17 protein-coding genes and 1 other RNA gene are annotated in these 24,690 nt (G+C 36.1%); 12 read left to right on the top strand and 6 right to left on the bottom strand.

Annotated features, from left to right (window positions below):
• Window positions 1-52: 52 nt before the first annotated feature.
• From smpB to ssrA, 7 genes are all read left to right on the top strand, one after another.
• Window positions 53-517 (top strand): SsrA-binding protein SmpB, encoded by a 465-nt coding sequence (gene smpB, locus MKX47_RS15935; RefSeq protein ID WP_340776102.1) that lies wholly within the window; start codon window positions 53-55, stop codon window positions 515-517.
• A 208-nt stretch (window positions 518-725) separates the two neighbouring features.
• Window positions 726-1,592 carry a MurR/RpiR family transcriptional regulator gene (locus tag MKX47_RS15930; RefSeq protein WP_340776100.1) on the top strand — a complete coding sequence of 289 codons (867 nt, stop codon included), beginning with the start codon at window positions 726-728 and terminating at the stop codon, window positions 1,590-1,592.
• Between the two features lie 4 nt (window positions 1,593-1,596).
• The gene (locus tag MKX47_RS15925) at window positions 1,597-2,724 is read left to right on the top strand and encodes an amidohydrolase (RefSeq protein ID WP_340776098.1); all 1,128 of its coding nucleotides are present in this window, start codon (window positions 1,597-1,599) and stop codon (window positions 2,722-2,724) included.
• Entirely contained in the window at window positions 2,711-3,535 is an 825-nt protein-coding gene (locus tag MKX47_RS15920) for a GNAT family N-acetyltransferase (RefSeq protein ID WP_340776096.1), read from the top strand. Before MKX47_RS15925 ends, MKX47_RS15920 begins: the two co-directional genes overlap by 14 nt.
• Window positions 3,522-4,628, top strand: a complete 1,107-nt coding sequence (gene menC, locus MKX47_RS15915; RefSeq protein ID WP_340776094.1) for an o-succinylbenzoate synthase — start codon at window positions 3,522-3,524, stop codon at window positions 4,626-4,628. The genes MKX47_RS15920 and menC overlap by 14 nt, the downstream gene beginning before the upstream one ends.
• A gap of 95 nt (window positions 4,629-4,723) precedes the next feature.
• On the top strand, window positions 4,724-5,779 hold the full coding sequence (locus tag MKX47_RS15910) for a YkvI family membrane protein (protein WP_340776092.1): 1,056 nt from the start codon (window positions 4,724-4,726) through the stop codon (window positions 5,777-5,779).
• Between the two features lie 242 nt (window positions 5,780-6,021).
• Window positions 6,022-6,377: a transfer-messenger RNA gene (gene ssrA / locus MKX47_RS15905) on the top strand.
• A gap of 132 nt (window positions 6,378-6,509) precedes the next feature.
• On the opposite strand, the gene MKX47_RS15900 is transcribed toward ssrA, so the two are convergent.
• A complete protein-coding gene (locus MKX47_RS15900) occupies window positions 6,510-7,646 on the bottom strand; it encodes a site-specific integrase (RefSeq protein WP_340776090.1) in 1,137 nt (378 codons plus the stop codon).
• Between the two features lie 245 nt (window positions 7,647-7,891).
• Here MKX47_RS15900 and MKX47_RS15895 point away from each other — a divergent pair, with 245 nt between their 5' ends.
• Window positions 7,892-8,254, top strand: a complete 363-nt coding sequence (locus MKX47_RS15895; protein WP_340776088.1) for a cyclic-phosphate processing receiver domain-containing protein — start codon at window positions 7,892-7,894, stop codon at window positions 8,252-8,254.
• Between the two features lie 303 nt (window positions 8,255-8,557).
• Here the strand turns inward: MKX47_RS15895 and MKX47_RS15890 are convergent, their stop codons facing one another.
• Complete coding sequence (locus tag MKX47_RS15890; protein ID WP_340776085.1) at window positions 8,558-9,493, bottom strand: PD-(D/E)XK motif protein; 936 nt, start codon at window positions 9,491-9,493, stop codon at window positions 8,558-8,560.
• Complete coding sequence (locus MKX47_RS15885; protein WP_340776083.1) at window positions 9,465-12,308, bottom strand: Z1 domain-containing protein; 2,844 nt, start codon at window positions 12,306-12,308, stop codon at window positions 9,465-9,467. Before MKX47_RS15885 ends, MKX47_RS15890 begins: the two co-directional genes overlap by 29 nt.
• A gap of 324 nt (window positions 12,309-12,632) precedes the next feature.
• Between MKX47_RS15885 and MKX47_RS15880 the strand changes: the two genes are divergently transcribed.
• The 3 genes from MKX47_RS15880 (at window position 12,633) to MKX47_RS15870 (ending at window position 14,858) form a co-directional block, all read left to right on the top strand.
• Window positions 12,633-12,974 (top strand): hypothetical protein, encoded by a 342-nt coding sequence (locus tag MKX47_RS15880; protein ID WP_340776082.1) that lies wholly within the window; start codon window positions 12,633-12,635, stop codon window positions 12,972-12,974.
• A 213-nt stretch (window positions 12,975-13,187) separates the two neighbouring features.
• Window positions 13,188-13,469: a hypothetical protein gene (locus MKX47_RS15875; RefSeq protein ID WP_340776080.1), complete on the top strand. Its 282-nt coding sequence runs from the start codon at window positions 13,188-13,190 to the stop codon at window positions 13,467-13,469.
• An 822-nt stretch (window positions 13,470-14,291) separates the two neighbouring features.
• A complete protein-coding gene (locus MKX47_RS15870) occupies window positions 14,292-14,858 on the top strand; it encodes a recombinase family protein (protein ID WP_340776078.1) in 567 nt (188 codons plus the stop codon).
• Between the two features lie 298 nt (window positions 14,859-15,156).
• Here MKX47_RS15870 and MKX47_RS15865 read toward each other — a convergent pair whose 3' ends face one another.
• The 3 genes from MKX47_RS15865 to MKX47_RS15855 all read right to left on the bottom strand — a co-directional run bounded on the left by MKX47_RS15865 (window position 15,157) and on the right by MKX47_RS15855 (window position 20,294).
• Window positions 15,157-16,326 carry a tyrosine-type recombinase/integrase gene (locus MKX47_RS15865; RefSeq protein ID WP_340776075.1) on the bottom strand — a complete coding sequence of 390 codons (1,170 nt, stop codon included), beginning with the start codon at window positions 16,324-16,326 and terminating at the stop codon, window positions 15,157-15,159.
• 33 nt (window positions 16,327-16,359) lie between these two features.
• Complete coding sequence (locus MKX47_RS15860) at window positions 16,360-16,632, bottom strand: helix-turn-helix domain-containing protein (protein WP_340776073.1); 273 nt, start codon at window positions 16,630-16,632, stop codon at window positions 16,360-16,362.
• A gap of 1,019 nt (window positions 16,633-17,651) precedes the next feature.
• Window positions 17,652-20,294 (bottom strand): S8 family peptidase, encoded by a 2,643-nt coding sequence (locus MKX47_RS15855; RefSeq protein ID WP_340776070.1) that lies wholly within the window; start codon window positions 20,292-20,294, stop codon window positions 17,652-17,654.
• Between the two features lie 653 nt (window positions 20,295-20,947).
• On the opposite strand from MKX47_RS15855, the gene MKX47_RS15850 reads away from it, so the two are divergent.
• Complete coding sequence (locus MKX47_RS15850) at window positions 20,948-22,099, top strand: stalk domain-containing protein (RefSeq protein ID WP_340776068.1); 1,152 nt, start codon at window positions 20,948-20,950, stop codon at window positions 22,097-22,099.
• Window positions 22,100-24,690 lie beyond the last annotated feature (2,591 nt).

Raw genomic sequence — 24,690 nt, 5'->3', positions numbered from 1 at the left:
CTTCCTGATGTGCGACTTTATAGGCGTATGGGATAGTAGAGGTGTAAACAAAATGGCAAAAGGCTCAGGCAAGGTGTTAGCACAAAATAAAAAGGCAAGCCATGATTACTTTATTGAAGAAACAATCGAAGCAGGTATGGTGCTAACGGGAACAGAAATAAAGTCAGTGCGCGGTGCACGTGTGCAGCTAAAGGAATCGTACGTCAGCATTCGTGACGGGGAAGCTTGGATTCGCAATATGCATATTTCACCGTTCGATCAAGGGAACCGCTTCAACCATGATCCGTTACGCGAACGCAAATTGCTGCTACATAAAAAGCAAATCAGTGAGCTCATCGGCGCGGTCAAACGCGATGGCTACACAATCGTGCCACTGAAAATTTATATTAAAGACGGCTACGCAAAGCTATTAATCGGTCTTGCAAAAGGTAAGAAAGATTACGATAAACGCCACGACCTAAAGAAAAAAGAAGCCAAGCGTGATATGGATCGTGCTTTCAAGGAACGTCAGCAATAATCAATAAAAAATCAAAAAGCATTTAAGAACGATTCTTCTAGTTCTTAAATGCTTTTTCTAGTTTATATGGGAAAATCCTATTTTGAATAGATGGACAAATAAGAAATTTCAGAATATTTATTGAAATTAGTGGAGATCCATGTTAAATTACAATATATCAAATGAAGTATAGACTTCATAAGAGCGAAAATGAAGGAGTGACTTCTTTTTGAAACCGTATAATATAACAAAAAGAATCGAGGAGCATTTTGCCAACCTATCAAAAGGGCAGCAAAAAGTCGCACGATTCATTTTAGATAACTTGACTTATGTCGGTGTACATTCTGCCAATGAGATTGGTAAAAGTGCCGGTACAAGTGAAACAACCGTAATCCGCTTTTGCTATGCAATTGGGTTAACGGGTTTTGCACAGCTTCAAAAGGAAGTCACGATGCTTGTCTTTGAGCAGAATACCAATAGTACATTAAGCAATTACGTCTCTTCAAAGGAGCAATTGTTCAATGAGCAGCATTTAGCCGAGAAGGTAATGACGCAAATAAGCAATCAAATAATGTTTGTTACCAAAAATATTGCGCCAGAGCAATTTCAAAGCTTTACGATGAAGTTGCATGAAGCGGAAACAATCTATTTGATTGGTTCAGGTGCCTCTCATTTTGCTGTTCAGTGGCTACAATTCACGCTTAATATTTTGAGACCCAATGTACAGCTGGTGGATACCGAGGCAAGTGCGCTTATTCGGACATTGCAGCAAATGAATGAACGCGCAGTCGTGTTAGTCGTATCCTTACATCGTTATGCGAGTGAATCAATCTTGCTTGCGAAGTCATTTCAAGAACAAGGCGCTTATGTAATGGCCATTACCGATTCAACGATGGCACCGATTCATGCACATGCGAATGCTGCCTTTGTATTACAGCAAATGGAGCTTTCTACGATTGATTTGATGCCGATTTTAATTTCTTTTATGAATACACTCGTCGTTGGCATGATGTCTCATGATACAGAGTATTATAACGAACAGCGTCAAAAATTTGATGATTTTCAAAATAGCTTTTTAGCAGATCGATGGAGTTGAGATGATGGAACAACGTCTTCTAGAAATATTTGAACATTTACATAGTCACCCAGAGCCGAGCTGGCAAGAGGTGAATACGACAGTTTATTTAGCCGAGCAGTTACGTGCGGTAGGGCTTGAGCCAATCACATTTGACGATATGACTGGCCTTTATGTGGATATCGGTGAAGGGACACCACGTGTTGGCTTCCGAACGGATATTGATTCTTTATGGCAAGAGGTAGACGGCGAATTTAAAGCAAATCATTCTTGTGGTCATGATGGGCATATGACAATGGCACTTGGAGTTGCCTTTGAACTTCAGAAAAGAGATTTTCCAGGCGCGGTTCGTATTTTATTCCAGCCAGCAGAAGAAAAAGCAGCAGGAGCCAAAGCCTTCGTGGAAAAAGGAATAGTCGATCCTTTAGAATTCCTTTTCGGCACACATGTACGTCCACTTGTAGAGTTAGCGGACGGGTACCATACACCAGCACTTTATCATGGTGCGGCAAAACTTATGAACGGCACAATTTCAGGTGTAGAAGCACATGGCGCACGACCAGAGCAAGGCATTAATGCAATCGAAGTGGCAGCATCTCTTGTTGATGCCATAAAGCGAATTTGGATTAGCCCAATAGAATCAGCCTCTATAAAAATGACGCAAATTCAAGCAGGGGGCACATCGACTAATATCATTCCAGGCAAAGCAACCTTTAGTATTGATATGCGCGCACAAACGAATGAAACAATGGCCGCTGCAACAATCGGGCTGGAAAAGGCGATTCAAGCAGTCAGCACACTATACGGAGCCACGATTACAACTACAGTCGGCGCACATATCGTAGCGGCAACTGTCGATGATACAGCAAAAGCCATTATGAAGCAGGCCATTATAAAAACTGTTGGCGAAGCATATTGTGCACCAGAAGTTGTGACACCTGGTGGAGAGGACTTCCATTTTTATGCGTACAAACGCCCTCAACTAAAAACAACGATGCTCGGACTGGGCTGCGGCGTTACACCCGGGTTGCATCACCCTCAAATGACCTTCAATCGCCAGCAATTAGCAGTTGGCGTGAAAATTATTACAAATGCGCTAGTAGACGCAATTCAGTATTTAGAGAAAGAAGCGATTCAAAATGATAGCAATTAAGGAACTGACAACGATAGCGGAAATGGAGCAGGTGCAGAAGCTTGAAGCAGATATTTGGCAGTCAACGCCACTCCCAACACATCAAACGCTAACGGTCGCAAAGCATGGTGGCATACTGGTTGGCGCATATGACGAAGACCGTTTAGTTGGATTTAGTTACGGCTTTCCAGCTGTGAAAAATGGCAAAACGTATTTATGCTCGCATATGCTTGGAATCGATGAAGCCTATCGCTCACAGCAAATCGGGGAAAAACTAAAATTCGCCCAGCGTGAAGTCGCGATTACAAAAGGCTATGACTTAATGGTATGGACGTATGATCCGCTCGAAACACGTAACGGCTATTTAAACTTAACAAAATTAAACGGCATATGTGATACGTATGTAGAAAACTGCTATGGTGAAATGCAGGACGGCTTTAATAAAGGCCTACCATCTGACCGTTTTGAAGTACATTGGCATTTGACATCACAATATGTAACCGAGCAACTTCATCCAAATACTGAAAATCCGAAGCCACTTGCTCAACTCATATTTGATACAGATGGGTTACCATCACTGGAGGATGTCAATTTAGAGAATCTTGTAGAGGCGGTTTATTCATTGCCTGTACCAAAGGATTTCCAAAGCTTAAAGGCACAAAATCAAGAGAAGGCAATGCAATGGCGCTTTGCAACGCGAGACGCATTTGAAAAATTGTTCGCAGCTGGTTACGCAGCCGTTCGATTAGAGCAACAGGAGCTGTGCAATCATTATATTTTTGTAAAAAAAGCATCTTTACCACTGGAGGAAACGAATCATGAAAATAACTGAAATTACAATCCGTCACTTACAAATGGATTTAAAAGCACCATTCACAACAAGCTTTGGGACATTTACAAAAAAGGATTTCCTACTACTTGAAGCAAAGGACGAGGCAGGCACAGTTGGCTGGGGCGAATCTGTCGCATTTCATTCACCTTGGTACAACGAGGAAACATTAAAAACAAACTGGCATATGCTTGAAGATTATTTAATTCCATTGATCTTAAATAAGGAAATTAATCACCCAGATGAGGTCAATGAATTATTTGAGCCAATCCGCAAAAATAATATGGCGAAATCAACTATTGAAGGTGCGATTTGGGATATTTACGCGCAGCAAACGAATCAGTCACTGGCAAAAGCGCTTGGAGGAAATAAAACGCAAATTGAGGTGGGCATTAGTATCGGTATTCAAAAATCAATCGATGACTTAGTCGCATTAGTGGATGAATATGTGAACGAAGGCTACAAACGAATTAAAGTGAAAATAAAGCCAGGCTGGGATATTGATGTAATGCGTACTTTACGTGAAAAGTTCCCTAATGTAGCGATTATGGCCGATGCAAACTCAGCTTATCGTTTGGAAGATGCTGAATTATTGAAGCAACTGGATGAATTTAACTTAACAATGGTGGAACAGCCGCTTGCTTCTGACGACATCATCGACCATGCGACATTACAAAAGCAAATGTCGACACCGATTTGCTTAGACGAAAGTATTCACTCTTTAGAGGATGCGCGTAAGGCAATCGAGATCGGTGCCACGAAAATTATCAATATTAAAATCGGTCGTGTAGGTGGCTTAACGGAAGCGAAGAAAATTCATGACTATTGTGAGCAAAAGGGGATTCCAGTTTGGTGTGGTGGCATGCTCGAGTCTGGAATTGGTCGTGCACATAATGTGGCATTAACGACATTGTCGAACTTCATCTTACCGGGGGATACGGCCAGCTCTAATCGTTACTGGGAAAAGGACATTATTGAACCGGAAGTAGTCGCAGAAAATGGTTACATCCAAGTACCTGAAACAGCAGGCATTGGCTACAAGGTGAATGTTGAGACAGTGGAATCCTACACAGTAGCGAAAAAAACATATAACTAGTAATCAATCCTTAAGCATCATAAATAGGTGCTTAAGGATATCTTTAGGGAATATTTATCAGAAAATTCAAAATACAATACAGGATAGGTGAAAAAATGAAAAGAAGTTTACGAATAGGTGGGGCATTTGTTGGACTAATTATTGGTGCGGGATTTGCTTCTGGACAAGAAATTTTACAATACTTCACAAGCTTCGGCACAATGGGCTTGATCGGTGGAATTGTTGCCACGCTTGTGTTTGCATTTTTAGGGATGGCTTTAGCACAGCTTGGCTCAGACTTACAAACGACCTCGCATAAAGGCGTCATCTATCATATTGGCGGTCGCTATATTGGCGTCATTTTGGATGTATTAATTACATTCTTCTTATTCGGTGTAGCGGTTGTCATGTTTGCTGGCTCGGGCTCAACATTTAACCAAATGTTCGGCATCGATCCAATGGTTGGTAGCATTATTATGGTGGTATTAACGATTGCTACTTTATTATTAAATGTAAAAAATATTATTAACATCATTGCAATTGTGACGCCTTATTTAATGACGATTATTTTTGTTATATTAGTCTATTCGATTTTTACTATGGATATTTCATGGGCAGAGGCAGATGCCATCGCAAAAGAGCAGCCATCTGCAGCAGGTAACTGGCTTCTTGGTGCAATTTTATATGTTTCGTATAATCTTGCGGCTGGTGCAGCATTATTAATCGTAATGGGTGGTACAGAAAAGGATCGTAAAGTTGCAGGCCTTGGTGGTATTTTTGGAGGCATCATGCTTGGTGCGCTCATTATTTTAATCAATATCGCCATGTTTGTAAAAATTGATACGATTGCGGGAATGGATATGCCAACGCTTGAACTGGCAAATCAAATTCACCCTGCTGTCGGTGTACTGATGTCAATTGCATTACTTGGTATGATGTATAATACGGCGGTTGGTATGTTTTACTCATTCACAGTACGTTTCTTCGCGCCAGAGTCTAAATCATTCAAGCCAGCATTAGTCGTTGTCGGAATTGTCGGATTCATCGCAAGTTTAGTTGGATTCACAGACTTAGTAGGAAAGGTATATTCAACGATGGGGTATTTAGGCTTTGCGTTGATCATTGCCATTTTACTAGCTTGGCTACGACGAAATAAAGTGAAAACAGCATAGCTATTTGGCGCATCTCTACTCGGGATGCGTTTTTTACTTTTTGGTGAGGGGAATTATTTGGGGGAATGTCTAATGTGGTCGTCGGTATCGTTTTGATTTGCTGATCGGTAGCGATTTACTTGCGAAAATAATGTTTTTGTCATATAATCTATTGTACTAGCCAGTGTATGCCTACTCATACGGCATACTTCAATGAGTAATTTACTTGCTCATACCGAAACTTATCTCGGGTACTCATACTCGGGGACGTTACGGATTCGACAGGGGTGGTTCAAGCTCTGGTCGCGCGTCGGAGGTCTCGTCTTCGTCAACAACGGAAGTTATATAATAACTGGCAAACAACAAAACTTAGCTTTCGCAGCGTAAGCTCGTAAGCGCTCGGCCTCTGCATCGCCCATGTGCAGTACGTCGGGCCCAACTTTAGTGGGATACGATTACTGGTGCCACCTGAGTCAGTAATAAGAGATTTCTAGGTTAGCGATTCGGACGCCTGTTTGTCGGCATAAGAACTCGCGAATCGCAAGTAGACAAACTACACGCGTAGAAGCCGGCGTATTGGAGCTTCTGGACGCGGGTTCGACTCCCGCCGTCTCCATAATTGAATTTTCTAGAGTTGTCTAGAGTGGTAAAAACCCTTGTATATCAAGGGTTTTTTCTATTTTTGATGTACTGAGTTTTCTGGGCATTTTATCGGAATCTGGCTATAAATCTGGTCACTTTTGGGTCAAATTTATGAGTTTAAGTACGTCACAAACTTATTAATTGTATCGTTTTTTGCACGCTTTGATAGGTGCGTATATATGTTGAGCGTTGTTTGCACATCTGTGTGACCCAATCGTTCTTGTACTTCTTTGACACTTGCACCTGCTTCGAAAAGCAAAGAGCAATGCACATGACGAAATGAGTGAACATGTGTATAGGGCAAGCCGTAAGTGTCGATGATTTTCATGAGCCATTTTCTGGGGACCGTTTGCTGTAATAAGCCATTTTGTTCGTTTGTAAACATTAATTGGCTTTTGTCATTCACATTTGGAAATTTAACTTGCTGAATCCTTTTCCATTCAGATAAGATGCTGCATGTTTCATCATCAATTAAAAGCTGGCGTATCGTATCGGTTTTCGTTGATTTGATATAAAGCTTGTTATTTTTACCTCTTGAAAGAGCTTTTGTAATAAGCAGTTCATTTGTATCGAAATTTATATCTGCCCAGGTTAATGCAAGAGCCTCCCCTTTACGAATACCTGAAAAAGCAAGCAGGTAGTAAAATGCGGTTATTTGAGCGTTACCATATTGCTTTAAGCATTCAAGAAAATCAATTAGCTGCTCTTTTGAATAATAGTTGGTTTCGGTATCTAATACAGCAGAACCTTTGATTTTAGGGAGATCCACTAGCTTGAATGGATTAGAACTAATGTATTCACGCTTAATAGCAAAATCAATTACTTTAGATGCGTAAGTTTTAACCATTCGAAATCTTTTTAGTTTCAATGAACAGTCATCGACAAAGCTTTGGCAGATTGCTATACTCAATTTCTCAATTCGGTAGTGACCTAGTGCAGGTAGAATATGATTCTTGAAAATTCCTAGTGTTTTGACAAAGGTGCTTTCTTCGACAGTTCTTTCGTAGTGCTGAATCCAGACATTATATAGATCCTCGTATGTTTCAGTTATAGGCTTCTTATATTCCCCTTTACTAACTTCGACTCTTAATTGAGCTAAAGTGAGACTAGCCTCTTTTTTTGTTAAAAAGCCGCGTCTAGTAACATGAATTTGTTTGCCTGTTTGACTATCTATTCCTAAATAAAGCTTAAACATGTAGTAGGTCTTGCCATCTTTTTTTGTATATGATTTAATAGGGTCTTTCATTAAAATGCCTCCTAGAACCATACAGGGAAACTAGGGGTACAGTTAATGCTGCGATTAACTATATTGTAAGTATAACTCATAAAAAATGGTTTCCCAATAAATTAGCTACCTTTATTTTGGGAACATTTAATGGAGTAATAATGGTGATAGCAAAAAGGCTATTTGTAATTAGTGGTTGTATATTTGCAAAATCCTTTATTACACTACACAATTGAAACAAACGATGCATTAAGGATGTGATGATTTTGGGTACACAAAAGATAAATCTTTATGTTGATGATTTAAGAGATTGTCCGAGTGGTTTTGTTGTGGCAAGAACGTTTCAAGAAGCAATTCACTTACTTGAAACTCACGAAGTAGCTATACTTTCTCTTGACCATGATTTAGGAGAGGATCTACAAGGTAATCTATTGCCAACGGGTTATGACTTAGTAAAATATATTTGTGAAAAAGGATTACGGGCAAACAAAATATATATTCATACGGATAACCCTGTTGGTAGAGAGAATATGTATCAAACACTGCATGGAGCAAAGCGAAGAGGTTTCATTGATTCAGATATTGAAATTTACCACTATCCTATTACCGAAAATAAATATACCGAATGAAGTAATACTAAATAATCCGTAAAAGTTATTGCGGCTCTATAGCAATTAAAAAAAGTATTCCATTACTTATTGCAAATACTAGAAAAAATAAACCACCCTCGCACCCAAAGCTGAGTAGTGGTTTACTTTTTGCTTGTTAATCGCCTTTGAATCGATTCTGCTTGTTGCAAAGAGTGTTTAGTGTACCACCACTAAACACTCTTATTGTATGTGGATTATACCAAATTTAAAAAGGATTCAACTCTTTACTTAATCGAAAATAAATTAAGTAGACCGTAATTGAGGATATGTCTCGCCCATTTATTAACCTGTAAACAACTGGTTAAAGTTGGTATCCATTTCTAAATCAATACGTTTAATTAAAAAGTTTTTTATTGTTTTCAAAGGAATCTTATAAGTTACATCCAGTGTTCCTTCAACGAGAGGTTGCCGAGGGAATCCTTTCTGCACCATGTATGTTTCTTCTAATAACAGTGTAAAACTATAAGTTTTTTCCTCAGATGGAAGTTCCCCTACATACGAGAGTAATTCATAAAATTCTTCTATATCCTCAGCTGATAATAATGGGATAATTTGGTCAACTAAGTTATAGATAGTTTCTCCATCATTATGTTCAATAAAATGAAGAACAACTAAAAACAATTTTCCATCATGATGTAGCTGTTCTGTTCCGTTTACTTTTATTAGCTCCTTTGATGTAACTAAACGTGATTTTACTTCCGAGTGGTGATTTACACAATGAAAATCATGATGGTCCCCAAAAGGTCCTCTCCAACACGAAAGTGATTTACCATCTTTCAAATAATTGATTAGTTTTTTTAACTCGCCTAAAAGACCTAATTGTATTTCCTTGCTCATTACCTCATTTGATGTGCTTTTATAATAGGATACCCAACGTAACAATTGGTGACGAAGCCATACAACATATTTCTCTTCCTGATAATTTTCAAATAATGATTGTTGATTAGGCTGTAAAAGATCTGCTGCCAAACTAAGCAGCAGATCACTATCCCTAAATGAAGAGATTAGTGTAAATGTATTGATGTCCGTTTTTGAGGTGATTCCTTTGCAGGACAACGTAGGTAAAGAATATTCATTCTCAAATTTAAAACGGATAAAAACGTGTGTAACTCCATCACCTATCATTACATGGATTGGAATATTGGGAATCTTGCGGTAAAACATACGACTACCGTCCCCAGTTACTTCATTAAGCAGATGATTCAGTTTCATCTTCATGCAAGGCAACCTTTCTTTTATTTTCATTTAATAAGGCATTAAAAACTTTTCGATAATTTTCTTGATAAATTTCATTAACACGTAGTTGTTTACTATCTTTAGGCGTTGGCAGTAATAAATGGTATCCAACTGCAGGTACACGAATTCCGTTTTTGATTCCGTATTCTTTTTCAAGGCTTGAATTAATACTGTCAGAATTAAACACGTAAATAAGAAAAAGAGCCCTTGGACCCGATGGGCTTTCCCACCTTACCCTGCTCACCACTTTTGATTCTGGAGTGGCTCTATCTTTGAAAGTTGTTCCACTAAGTTCTTCTACTGTTCTAATTTCTTGATCAGATAATCCATATTGATAATGTCGGACTGATACTGCACGTCCCTGTGGAAGTTCAAATATTCCAGTTTCAGGGGTATATACTATCTTATTCCGCTCAGCCAGTACTACTTCTACATTTTTTGAAAAGGTATATTTCCCGCTTTTTTCACTTCTTTTAATAGTTACTAACCCCACATCGATACTGCTTAACTTGCCCTCGTTGTGCAAGGTATTTAGTAGTATAGCGAGCTGCTCCCCTGGTAAACTACGATTGTTACCAATGTTAGGCCAGAGTCTAATCCAATTTGAAAATGTGCCCACATCAACTTTTGGATATAAAAAGACACCATCATGTTTTACCGGTTCGCCAAACTCTTGAATAAGAGTATTTATTCTTTCTATACGGGCTTCAAGATTATTATTATTAATTGGGAATATAGCATCATCAAAATCAGTACGATATAGGAGTTTATCACGAGTAGATATACTGGATAGCATTTTATTCCGTGAGGTAGCTAATAGACCTCGTTTTTCTTGAATTGCAAATCCAAATTCCAGAGGTGTTTGCCCCCTAACGCACATTTCCTGAAATTGCTCAAATAACTGCACTGTAATACCACTAGCGTAGCACATGACATCTAGGACTGTCTTGGTGGTGAATAATCTGATAAGGTCCTTATACAATTCATGGTATCCAAACCATCGGCAACATTGGAGCATTAAATCTGCCTGCGAACTTTGTCTTGTAAAATAACTGACAGATAAACCTTTTAAGGTATAACCCCTTGATAAAATGGTACCTCCAACTGCAATAGCATGGAGACCATCAGGATATGCATCATAATTCAAACTATCATCGCTATCAGAATTGACCATTATGACCTTAGATTGTCGACTGATAAGGTACTCCTTAACCGCACTTAGGATTTCATCAAATGAAAAGCTCAAATCGTATTTTTGTAAACCTTGTTTTTTCTGATAATCATTTACCTTTTGATTCTTATTTATTGAATCTTGGTAAATATCATTTATTTCGCTCCAAAAATAAGAAGCATCTTCAAGTTTTACATCGTTAATCAGATTATCAATATAATCATTCAAAAACTTCACTACACTTTTATGAGGGGTTTTTCTGATATTGGTATGAACTAACATTGTATGATGCATTCTTCCATACCCACGAAGTTTGCATATACCGCCATTAAATAGATATTGATGCAGGGCTCGTTTTAGGCTGGGTGGCATAAATAACATTTTACCCTTCAAATCAAAATACTCTTTTTCATCATCGTCATACTCTTCAATTTCATCAATAAAAGGTAATAAGCCTGCTCTAGAAATGGGTGTACCAAAAAAATGATTAAACCCTATATAATTTGTAGGTGTACTAATGCATTGGATAAAATGTCTTGGGAATAGATCAAAGTCAGCAATCTGCCGATCTGGTGGATCATTTGATATGAATATATTTGCGAAAGGTGTGGCAGTATAACCAATATAGATACTCCGATCAAATAAATCCAGTAGTTCTCTTATATATCGGTTAGTTGATGTCGTTTCCCCATCATCCTTTGTATTGAGGCTATAATAATCACTTTCGTCATCCAGAATCACCATCGTCACTTTACGGCATTTCTTTGAAGGTTTATGGTAAAACACCTGGTCTTTAAACCATTTTGTAAGGGTTTCAAGAACGTTTGGTAGTTTTTTAATAATAAAGAGATACTTTTTCCCAGGTTCATATCGGATTACATGTGTCCATTGTATGGACAAATCACCACTTTGAATAACCATAGGTTTGCCTTTTGTAAAATCAATTAAATCTTGGGCAGTGCCACTAATGACTGCATCTATCTGATTGTCTTTCAAGTATGCATATAACGGATTAAATTGCTTTGTACTTGAGTTATAACCAGTTACATGTCTCTCTCCACGTTCTTGTAATTGATTCCGTAAAGTATTGTTAGCACCTGCTAAAGCAACAATAAAATCGGTATTCAAATCAAATAATTTATTTATTAGAGCCATCATGTGATTTGTTTTGCCACTTTGTACTAAGCCCACCACCATCCCAAATACGTGAAAAACCTTTTCTTTCCATAATTCAGGTAGGAATTTCAGGACGTTATTTGTATCAACATTTAAAGTTTTTAATACTTTTTCGGGCAAACCCTCGCTTTTTAAAACATTTTTATATGCTTCAAACCTTTTCCATTTTTCTTTAAATTCTTCGACAGCTATTGTTTTCCATTCATCACAAACCATCGTAGAGGCTATTTCTTGAGTCGTATTGATTTGTTCCTGGATGCAATTCTTAATGTGTTTTGTAAGCTCAGGGTTATTTCTTATTAGTTCAGCGGCACTTTCTTTCATAAAGGCCGCTATCCTATCAACTATCTTATCGGATTCCTTAGTAATATCATTTTCTGATAGTGATTTGCGTTTAATCTGTTTAATCCCTATCTGAATTAATGGGTCATAAATTAAATAATTCATCATCTATTGACCTCCTTTCAATATTATCTTAACCAAGGCCAAAAGAAAAAATACCTTTTTTTCTTTTGGCCGTAATATTTTCGGCAGGGAAGGGGTGAATATTATTAAGAATCTAAATATAAGCTTATGGACTTGCATATTATGAATCGTCACTGCTTCAACTAAGTTTTAGCTACAAATGTTTGTAATAGGTAGAGAGTTGAAATAATGTAGATGTCTCTTATGATTTTGGATTTACAGTGTTAAGGTTACCAATCGATAGTATGGGAATGTTTGGAGAAAGCTTGTAGAATGATAATATCAACATACTATGAAAGGAGCGATTCTTTGCAAGCACAACAAATTAAGCACGATTTAACAGCAGCATTACAAGACGATTTCAATACACATAAGCTGTATAACCATGTAGCTCAGACGATTCGAAAGCTACTTGACGCTCAGCTAGATGAAAAACAATACGTAGAATGCCATTTTAATGACTACATGGTGAAGGCTGGTGTAATAGAGCGTTCCGAAAATAAAGAACTCTCTATTATTGTTCTTGTATTTCGAGAAAATATTAACGGTGAAATATTGATTCAATTAAATATCGTTGGAAATTGGTTAATCCTGTATAATCAGCTTTCAAATGCAATGATTGAGATTATTGATTGGCGTAAAATAGAGTAGATGCATATTTTGCATCTCTTTTTTTGCTCAAAATGGGTAGGGGTGATTTACTTTATGAATAAATACGAAGGGTGTATGCTGCTGTTTAAGTTATAGTATAAAGTTACTTTCTAAACACTTAAAAACATGTCTGATGGTGTAATAGAGAATATCGTGGTACCTCATTTTTATAATATAATAGAAGAAACATTATATTATGGAGGCGATTGTATTATGAAAGAAGAAACAAGAGACATGTTATTATATATTGCATCAGGCTTTTATTCGAGTATGCAACAAACCGCCAGATGCCTAGCTTACTTTTTTATCGTTTTCTATGTTCCGTATGTGCTCGCTCATTGGGTGATGGTAATATATGCACAGGTTGATCCGCTACAATTCATGCACGTATATGCTTATACAGTGACGCTTGCATTTCCATTAATGATGATCGTAACGCATTACATTCCAATGGAGCTAAATTTTGAAACGATGCAATTTGAGGTCGTTGACTAAATGGCTCTCAGTTGAATCGAGAATTAACTTTAAAAACAAACTTAGCCATCAGAATTCATCTCAAGCTTATTGGTCATATAAGATCGGTAAGTCTTTTTTTATGATTAAATACTTTCCCTCTTCAATTTATATGTGTATTACTCGTTCGGACATTAGTATTGTAGAATCGTGAGGTATATAGCTGTTGGTAAGGACGAAGCAATGATGATAGCTATACGTTTTTCAACACTTATCATATCTGTAATTGCATTGTCATTTGCTTTTACAAAAAAAATAAACCGCCCTCTCCGCCAAAGTTGAGTAGTGGTTTACTTTTTTACTTTTTGCTCGCTAATCGCCTTTGAATCGATTCTGCTTGTTGCTAAGATTGCTTAGTGTACCACCACTAAACAGTCTTATTTATAATCAATACACACTGAATTATAGCATGATTTTTGAATTTTCTCAATATGGTTTGAATTGAATTATTAATTTTGATGTTCTCAAGTATGTGTGATTTAGCCCTAGTAAAATGTATGTTAAGTAACATTTTTACTATGCCTTTTAAACGTGAATTATGCCCGCAATGAATCCGTGTAAAGTACACGAGTAAACTTGCTATCTCGATAATCTTTTCTACCAGAATGGTCTAGTATTTCAGTTGCGATAAGGCTCACATTTCAATCGCGAAATACACGTCTATAAAATCATCGTTTAGTAGACGATTTGAAGACGGAGCTTAAATTAACGTTTAGGCTTCCTTTTTTTGTTGTTTTTGTCTATAAACTCGTCTATTATTAAATGTATATAAAACGTATAAGTTTGTAGAAAGTGGTGTCAGAAATGGGACGAGTAATAGGATATTGTCGTGTAAGTACGGAAGATCAAAATTTAGATATGCAGGAGCAAGCCATTGAAAAATATGCTAAAGAAAAAGGATTAGAACTAATCATATATGTAGAAAAGATTTCTAGTCGTAAAGTAGAAAGACAAGAACTTGAACATGCAATGAAAGCTGCGGCTAATGGGGATTTATTTGTTGTGTTTAAATTAGATCGTTTAGCTAGAAGCACGAAAGAGCTATTTACATTAACAGGTGAATTAAATGAGAAGGGAGTAGAGTTTGTTTCAATTAATGATGCATTTGATACAACTACTCCAACAGGTAAAGCTATGTTTGGTATGTTAGCTGTATTTGCTGAATTTGAAAGGGATATTATTCAACAGAGGACAAAGGCTGGGTTAGAAAGTGCTAGAAAACGTGGGCGTATTGGAGGCAGACCAGCTATTGATGATAAAGTAAAGAAGCATGTACGAGCATTGTTTGAAGCAGGAGAAAGTGCTACAGATATTGCAAAGGAGTATGGGATTGGTAGGGCAACCGTGTATAAAATTATTAAAAATAATTAAATGTAAAGTAGGGGCAACTTGTATTAATGATTTGAGAGCGTACTGCATGACATCACTTCTAAGCTGCCAGCAACAAGTGAGACAATTAAGGAAAGATAACTAATGAAAATATAAAATGCCTGGTAGAGCCTTATCTAATAAGGTTTCTACCAGGTTTTTTAATGATTAATGTATAAATAAAAGGGTTAGTTTTAAGTATTTCTATACTTATTGTGAAAACCTGTTTAAAGATAGAGAAAGAAAAAGTGCCAAAATACAAATGTACTTTGGCACGAATTGAGATTCAACTAATGATTATTTATGCAGTACGATTAAAACCTTTTACTAACATACTGCCTATTTCGGGAATGCAATGAATATACGTATCTACCGTTGTTGCCATGTCTGTGTGACCTAAGAAATGTTGAACGAATTTTATATCTTTCGTTTGATAATAGATACGAGTAGCACAACTGTGACGTAAGCCGTGAATTGAAACAAGTTTTAGTCCGTGTTGGATTTGGAACTTTTTTAACCAGGTATTTAACTTGCTGTTAGTATAAAAAGTATTTTTATTGTTTGGGAAGATAAACTGCTTATCACCTTGATGCTCAAGACTTTGCCACTTTAATTGTTCTGCTTGGAGCTCCTGCCATTTTAATAGTGCTTGGAAAGTTTCCTCATCAATATCAAGTGTTCTTACTAAAAAGTTCTTCGTAGCTTTAATATAAGGCTTATTCAATTCGTCCATACCAACTGCTTGATGAATATGGATTGTTTTATTTTGAAAATCAATATCTTGCCATTGTAGTGCAAGAAGCTCTCCTTTGCGTAAGCCTAAATTTACAAGCAAGAGGAAACTTGCAATTTTTGAAATATCATCTGTTGTTTTTAGCTTTTGAATAAATAAATCTATTTCATCTAATGTATAGAACAATTTATCACCTTGTGCATTGACTCTCTTTCTTTCTTCTTTTTTTTCCCATGATCGTAAACCACCAAGTTTAACGGGATTTTTCGGAATGTAATCGTTATGGGCAGCCTGTTCTAAGCATTTATTTAGTTCGATTGCTACCTTTGATGGTTTTTGTAATTTTTCTTTCCATACTTCAAAAGACCGCAAAGTATCTTGGTAAGAAATATTTTTAAGCTTTAAATCTCCGTAAAAAGGTAGGATGTGGTTTTTGAAAATCCCTTTAATTTTCCCTAAAGTACTTTTTTCGAGGGAACAATTATGAAGGTATTCTTCATAGTCAGTATGATAGAATTGCTCAAATGTAAGGTCTGGATTATCAGTATCATTTCGTTGTAGCATTTCCGCTTGTTTTTGGGCATAAAAAGCTTTTGCTTCAGTTTTTGTTTTAAAACCACGCTTTGTAATGTCGATTTGTTTTTTCGTAATAGGATCGATACCCCCATACATTTTCACCATATAATGAGGAACGCCTCTTTTCATATATTCTTTAACTGCTTTTTCCATTGTTGTCATTAGAATGAACTCCTTTTGTGTTTTCCGTATTTTTTATGCTTGTGTATTTTTTAAAAAGTGATTGATTTCCGTTCTGGAGAATCGCTTGCTGCGACCAATTGAAATACATTTAAGACCTTGATCAATAAGCTTTTGTAAATTTTTATAGGAAATTCCGATATAATCGCAAGTTTCTTGAACGTTTAACCATTCTTTAGCTACAAGCTCATTATTCTGTCCAATTATTTCGCCAAGTCTTTTTTCAAGGCTTTGTGTAATTAAGTTTTCAATTTTTTCTTCGATTGATTTTTCAATAGTTTGTTCCATTTGTTTGTTCCTCCGTAATAGATAGTAAGTGTGATTAAGTCAGTAAAGAATTGCTACGCCACGCTATACACTTGCAGAAATGAGTATTCATAAAAAAATGTCGGACACATCTGAAAGTCGGTTATAAGATGTGAAACCAGCTGAAGTATAGATACGACACTCTACAAACATGCAGAAATGAATATTCATAAAAAGGTGTTGGACACATCTGAAAGTCGGTTATAAGATGTGGAGCCAGCTGAAGTATAGATACGACACTCTACAAACATGCAGAAATGAATATTCGTAAAAAAGTGTCGAACACATCTGAATATCGGTTATAAGATGTGGAGCCAGCTGAAGTATAGATACGACACTCTACAAACTTGCAGAAATGAATATTCGTAAAAAAGTGTCGGACACATCTGAATATCGGTTATAAAATGTGAAGTCAGCTGAAGTATAGATACGACACTCTACAAACTTGCAGAAATGAATATTCATAAAAAAGTGTCGAACACATCTGAATATCGGTTATAAGATGTGAAGCCAGCTGAAGTATAGATACGACACTCTACAAACATGCAGAAATGAATATTCGTAAAAAAGTGTCGGATACATAGAATCAGCTATTCATAAGCATTCTAGGTACGACAGAAACCAGATTTAAGAGAATTAAATTGTTTCCTTCTAAACATTTGAATTACATAGCAATGTTGTTTGATTGGAAATTTTAGATTTGAGGAGAGGGGTATTATGCAGAGCTGTTCATTTGTACATTAAAGTTGGAACCGACAAAAAATATCATGTTAAATAAAGAGTATTGTATGCTTGGCACGCATTAAGCGAGTTTTAGTTGGTGGAAGGAGTAGATATCATAGTACCTAAAATACATAGAGAGACAGCATAAGAAATATTCCACTTTCATTGATTTAATTTTACCTTCCAAACAAAAAGATGTTTGATACCATACAATGAAAAAAGCTGTACCAGGGAAATTAATTCTCCTAGTACAGCCTTCAAGTTATTTTATTATATTATTAGTTTGAAACGATACTATTGTAAAGATCACGATAATATTTTGTCATTTCAGGATATTCTTTTGGTATCTTCAGCATATCTGCTTCAAAGTTCATTTGAGAAACATATGAATAAGGTCTTAAACGTAATCTTTCAATATCTCTATCCAATGTCTCTTTAATTAAAGCCAAATAAGAATCTGCAATTTCTTTCGGAGGATCATACGGAGTATCTGTTGAGCCACCGTTTCCTGTGTTACCATCATTGCCAGTGTTACCATCATTGCCAGTGTTACCATCATTGCCAGTGTTACCATCATTGCCAGTGTTACCATCATTGCCAGTGTTACCACCATTGCCAGTGTTGCCACCATTGCCAGTGTTGCCACCATTGCCAGTGTTACCACCGTTTCCTGTGTTACCACCATTGCCAGTGTTACCACCATTGCCTACATTCGAATTATTGTATTTCTCCCAGGGCTTCGTAACAACACCTTGATAGAAATAACCATTAGAGTAAGGAACATCTAACAATCCACCATATTGATGAACTCTAGCTAAAATTCGATCTCTAATAGGCGATGCATTAATGTATGACACAAAAATCGCAGCTTGTTCAAGCATCGTTTCACCATTTCTCGCATGTACTCGATCAAGGTAATATTCTGCTCGTTTATAATATTCTTGCTGCTCTTTAGGTAAATGACGCACACTTGTTTCTTCCCCAACATTCACTTCAGGAGGTGTTGGCACGATTGGCTTCACTTCATCAGGCTTTTCAATTGGCGGAATGACCTCTGATGGTTTTTGTAAATCATCAAAATCATAAACCACTCCGTTATACTTACTGCCATTTGAATACGGAACATCTAAAACAGCTCCATACTTATGAGCCTCTGCTAAAAGTCTGTCTAAAACAGGTGATGGAGATAACTTATCCTTAATCATATTCGTCACACGATTTTTATAATATTCAAATCGACTTTCACGTGTCGTCTCTTTCATTTCTTCAAGATAACGCTCTACCTGAGTGGCATAACGTCTTTCTTCATAAGGCAATTCCTCAATTGTTTGAGGCAATTTTTTCTCATACTTTTCACCTGTTGATAAAGCAATATCCTTTGCATAATCTTCTTTATGCAATTGCTCGATCAACTTATCTCGCACAATAGAAGGCGTAATTAATTCTACTAATTCTTCCGCACGCTCAAAGTCTTTTGGACGTTGACTCGCTGGCTTCCCTGACGGATCATTAATATAATCCCATACTAACTCATAAATACGCTGCTCATTTATCGGCAAATCTTCTACCGATGTAATTTCATCATTATTTTCTTCAACTTCATCCTTAATTTCAGATGGCTCATATTGAGGCATACCATGACCTGACTTATTATCAAAGCCTGGAGATTCTACATCTTTTGACATATCCTTTAATGCATTATAATACCAATCAGCTGTTTGGTTTGGAAATTCTTCCATTAATAATGCCAACACGCCCGATACTAATGGAGTAGCCATTGACGTACCTGAACGAGTTTCAAAATCACCTTTATTAGATGTACTTGTAATGATAGAACCTGGAGCAACAAAATCAACTTCAGGACCATAGTTTGAGTAATATTCTAATGTTCCATTACTTCCAATTGAACCGACTGCAATGACATTGTCATACGCAGCAGGAAATCCAACTTTACCTTCACTTTCATTACCTGTAGCCGCCACAATCATTAATCCTTTTTCGTATGCAGCATCAATTGCAGCTTGATAAATTGGGGAATTTAATGAGTTTCCAAAACTAGCATTGTAAATGTCAATATTATTCTCTAAAGCCCAACGTAATCCATCTAACATATCTGATGCATAAAGTTTACCCTCGTCATCATCTAATTTAATCGAATACATTTGAACATTTGGAGCAACACCAATTGCACCACTGCCATTGTCTGCTGCACCGACAATACCTGCTACATGTGTACCATGACCATTATTGTCTGTTAGATTCGATACATTATCATTTACAATATGCTGATCTACAATTTTTAAGTCTGAATGTCCAGCTACACCTGAATCGGCAATTGCTATTTTGACCCCTTTACCTGTTACATCCTTTTTATAAGCTTCTTGAATATTCATATGCTTATAAGCCCATGATGCATGTTCTCCTGGACGTACTTCATATACCTTTGAATGTGTTGATTCCATTGTTGAACCTTGCTTTTTCACTTCAACACGTACATTAATTTCAGCAGAGAGAATATTTTTATTTTTTTGCAACTTCTTTAACCCAGCATTATTCGTTTTGATTTTAACGATATTAAAAACCTTTAAATCATCGCCACCAAGAACTGGCTTACCAATTTTTTCAGCATACTCTAAACCTTCTAAATTCTTATACATAACAAGAACTTCAAAACGCTTATTTTGATCTACTTCATATGTTGCACCTTTCGTATCCACTAATTCAGCGTCACCGATATTTGTTTTTGTCGTTATACGTACTTCTGATGTTTTTTCATTTGCAAGTGAATAGGATGGGCTTGCTAAGCTGGCTCCTAATACAGCTAAGCCAATAACCAATGCCCTACTTTGAACTTTTTTGCTTTTTAAAACACGATTCAAAGCTTCTTTCATTTTAGAAATTTGATTTTGATTGTTCCGCACTCTCATTCATCCTCCTAAAATCTTCACAATAAAATTAGAGCCCTTTGAAGTTGAATATGTATAAACTTTCTCCTTTTTCGTAAACTCGTTTCATTGTATAGAAATAAAGATTTATTTATAACAAAAAATGTTTAATTAAATTCAAACTAAGTACCTAGAATTCATTCTACCAAAATATCCAAAACATAGGAGGAAAAGAGCAGAATAGGGCTATTTTTGTTCAGAAAACAGCCCTATTTTGCAAACATTACTATTTTTTATAAAATTATTAATCCAAAAATACAATTTTTTCCTCAAATTACATTGAAGCGGATAGTAACGCAAATAATAATTTTATTTGCTTCAAAGTGATAAGAAATTCCATTGATCATAGATAATCTAAGTACGATTCGTGTCATCAAATCAGCAGATAAAAAGTATGTTTAACTCCCTTTCGTATCCTTTATTTACCAATATATATTTGACCATCAAAGTTTTAGTTGCTATTATTTTTACCGATGCACTAAATTGGTAATTAATAAATTACTAATCATGTAAGGATAAATTGTCTACTTTTTATTTCAAAATCTTGCATGAATATGTGTAGAAAAATTGTATTTATTAATGGTGTGAGCTGTTGATTGAGCACTATTTAAAGAAAGGAATCAGATTATATGAACATGGAAAAAAGTAATTTTATTAATTCAACTTCGAGATTTGTAGCAATCATTATTATAAGTTTGCTTATGTTATCAGCGTTTTTGGTAGCTATCCCCAAAAAAGCAGTAGCAAGCACCACATTTTATAGTCTTGATGAAATGTTTATAAAGACATCAGATGCACATAAACGTCAAGTATTACAGGCAAGTCATTCGATTTATGTAAATGGTGAAAAAGCGAAAGTTAATCCAATTGTACGAAATGGTCAAGTTTATGTTCCATTAGAAATTTCGGTTGAAGGTATGGGTGACAAATACGAATTAACATCAAGTGAGAATAATGCTACGGTAACGCATGATAATTCACAGTATGATTTTACGTTAGCGAATGCAATGGTCAAAGTAGATGGCGTAAAGGAACACTTACATGTTAAAAAATCTAAACGGACTACAACTCCTACGGGATTAAAAACAATCATGATTGGTTCAGATCTATTTGTCCCATACGAATCACTAAATCAACTATTCGATTATGAAGTGTCATTGAAAAAGAGAGGTACCGCGTATACGGTAATCGTTGGAACTCAAAATATTAAAGAGGACCAACTCTCAACAAATCTGGAAGTTGAAGAAAACCCTTATGTTCCAAATAAGTGGAAAGAATCTCCAACAGGACTTTATCAAGCTCTAAACAAAAAGTATCCATTACCTGAAGGCATTAAACCATTTAAGGGGAAATCAAAAGCATTTACCAAGGATTATAAGAAAAATATTAATATTCTTGCTAATGAGCTAGGTTTTGAAAAACTAGCCGACGATGCTGCCATCTTAAATCCGTATAGTACGTTAAATTCAATCATGGTATCTTACAGCACAAAGCACAGTGATTATTCAGTACAGATCAATTATTGGAATGCTGGTGGTACAGAACGACTAATTGATAACGTAACCCCTTATGCGTTTAAGGAAATTTCAAGATTATTTTTTGGGACTGCTAAAGGCAATGAATTCTACAATTTAATTGAAAAAGGTGCAGAAGGAAATGCAGATGTATACAAAAAATTCAACAAAACAATTAAAGTTGGAAATCGTGAAGTATATGTAAATGCACTACCATCATCATTGGTGATTTATATCTCTGAACCAAATAAAAAACTGAAATTGTAGCAAAAGCATATTAACAATGGTAGTACGGACCAAGGCATGGTCTGTACTACTATTTTTTTTATTTTGTATGAGAATTATAAAGTTTAGAAAACAGCCCGCATATTCGATACTGTGGACTTTTACGCATAATCTTAGTTTGAAACAATAATTAAACATTAAATAAAAAATATCTTAAAAAAATAATATGAAAAGGTATGTTAAGTAACGATGATTTGTACAGAAAGGTAACTGGGGATTCAGGTCATTTTAGTAATTTGATGGCTAGCATAGCGGAGTATTCTCCTAATTTTAGAAGATAGATATGATGATTGGGAAGCATATTTTTTAGATGCTGGATAGCTACTATAAATCGAAAAGCTATAAGTTAGGAAGGAATTGTGGTGAAACAGCAGGGTAGCATACACCGCATCAACTTTGCACGGTATTAATATTTACAGCACGCATACTACTTTTGCCGTTAAGTGCCCTAAATTTAAAGACACTAATTTCAAACGAATATGGGTTATCAGGGTATTTAGATCAGCAACTATATTTGAGGTCTAAATACCTTTTTCTTTTTAATTAATAGTGTTTGGCTTTTCCATGATACGTGCCAGTAAACAAAATGGCATAAACGTGCTTGTAGCGAAAGTAATCCGTAAAACTCGGTTGTAGTAATACGACAACAAGTAGGTTTAAGCACGGACATATGTACACCAAGACCTGCCTCTAGTTCGAAGGTGGAAACGAGTGCATGCACACATATAGGAATTTGTTGTACACAGTTGTCACATTTTGGACACATTTAATGCCTGCCTATATTAAAAGCAATTAAATAATAAATCGATAAATTCAAACAAATAAGGGCTATAAGAACGTTCGACCCAGCAGCTACACTTGAGGTCTAAATGACTTTTCTTTTTAATTAACAGTGTTTTGATATTCCGTGATACGTGCTAGTAAACGAAATGCTAGAAACAGGCTCGGAGCGGGAGTAATCCGTAAAGCTCGCTTGTGGTAATTCGACACAAGTAGGCTTACACACGGACGTATGTACACCAAGACTTGCCTCTAGTTCGAAGGGAAAAACGAGTGCATGCACACATATAGGAATTTGTTGTACACAGTTGTCACATTTTGGACACATTTAATGCCTGCCTATATTAAAAGCAATTAAATAATAAATCGATAAATTCAAACAAATAAGGGCTATAAGAACGTTCGACCCAGCAGCTACACTTGAGGTCTAAATGACTTTTCTTTTTAATTAACAGTGTTTTGATATTCCGTGATACGTGCTAGTAAACGAAATGCTAGAAACAGGCTCGGAGCGGGAGTAATCCGTAAAGCTCGCTTGTGGTAATTCGACACAAGTAGGCTTACACACGGACGTATGTACACCAAGACTTGCCTCTAGTTCGAAGGGAAAAACGAGTATGTGCACACATATAGGAATTTGTTGTACACAGTTGTCACATTTTAGACACAAATTTAATATACCTGTCGTTACGTAAAGTTAACTAAATTATAAGCCAATAATTTCAAACAAAAAAGGGTATAAGAACGTTCGACCCAGCAGCTACACTTGAGGTCTAAATGACTTTTACTTTTTAATTAATAGTGTTTTGATATTCGGTGGTACGTGCTAGTAAACGAAATGGCATAAGCGTGCTTGGAGCGAGAGTAATCCGTAAAGCTAGCTTGTAGTAATACGATAACAGGTAGGATTAAGCACGGACGTATTTACAGCATTACCTGCCTCTAGTTCGAAGGGGAAAACGAGAGCGTACACACATATAGGAATTTGTTGTACACAGTTGTCACAAATTAGACACAAATGTAATGTACCTGAAGTAAGACCAACTAAATCATAAGTCAATAAATTCAAACAAATAGGGGCTATAAGAGCATTCGGATCAACAGATACATTTGAGGTCTAAATGCATTTTTAAATTAACAGTGTTTTGATATTTCCTGGTACGTGCTAGTAAACGAAATGGCATAAGCGTGCTTGGAGCGAGAGTAATCCGTAAAGCTAGCTTGTAGTAATACGATAACAGGTAGGATTAAGCACGGACGTATTTACAGCATTACCTGCCTCTAGTTCGAAGGTGGAAACGAGTGCGTGCGCACATATAGGAATTTGTTGTACACAGTTGTCACAATTCAGACATAATTGATGCGTGTCTGAATTAAAGGCAACTAAATCATAAGTCAATAATATCAAACAAATAGGGGCTATAAGAGCATTCAGATCAACAGCTACACTTGAGGTCTAAATGCCCTTTTCTTTTTAATTTACAGTGTTTTGATTTTATGCTGCCAAATAGTTGTATAACATTTATACAACTTATATCGAAAAAACATAGGGTGTTTCTCGGATATTAATGCCACATTTATATGGAAAAAGACATAAGTTATACAACATTTATATAACTTATATACAACTGTTATATAAGTTTAAAGGGAAATTAAGAGGAAGAGAATGACCGAAAAAACTACAATTAGATTATTCCAATGAAAAAGGCAAAAGTTATATAACATTTATACAACAATTATATAACTTATATATAACTGTTACATAAGTTTGAAAGGAATTTAAGAGGAAGAGA

Origin of the sequence: Solibacillus sp. FSL R7-0668, assembly GCF_038006205.1 — a bacterium.
Taxonomy (GTDB): Bacteria; Bacillota; Bacilli; order Bacillales_A; family Planococcaceae; genus Solibacillus.
This window is presented reverse-complemented; position numbering and strand designations above follow the sequence as displayed.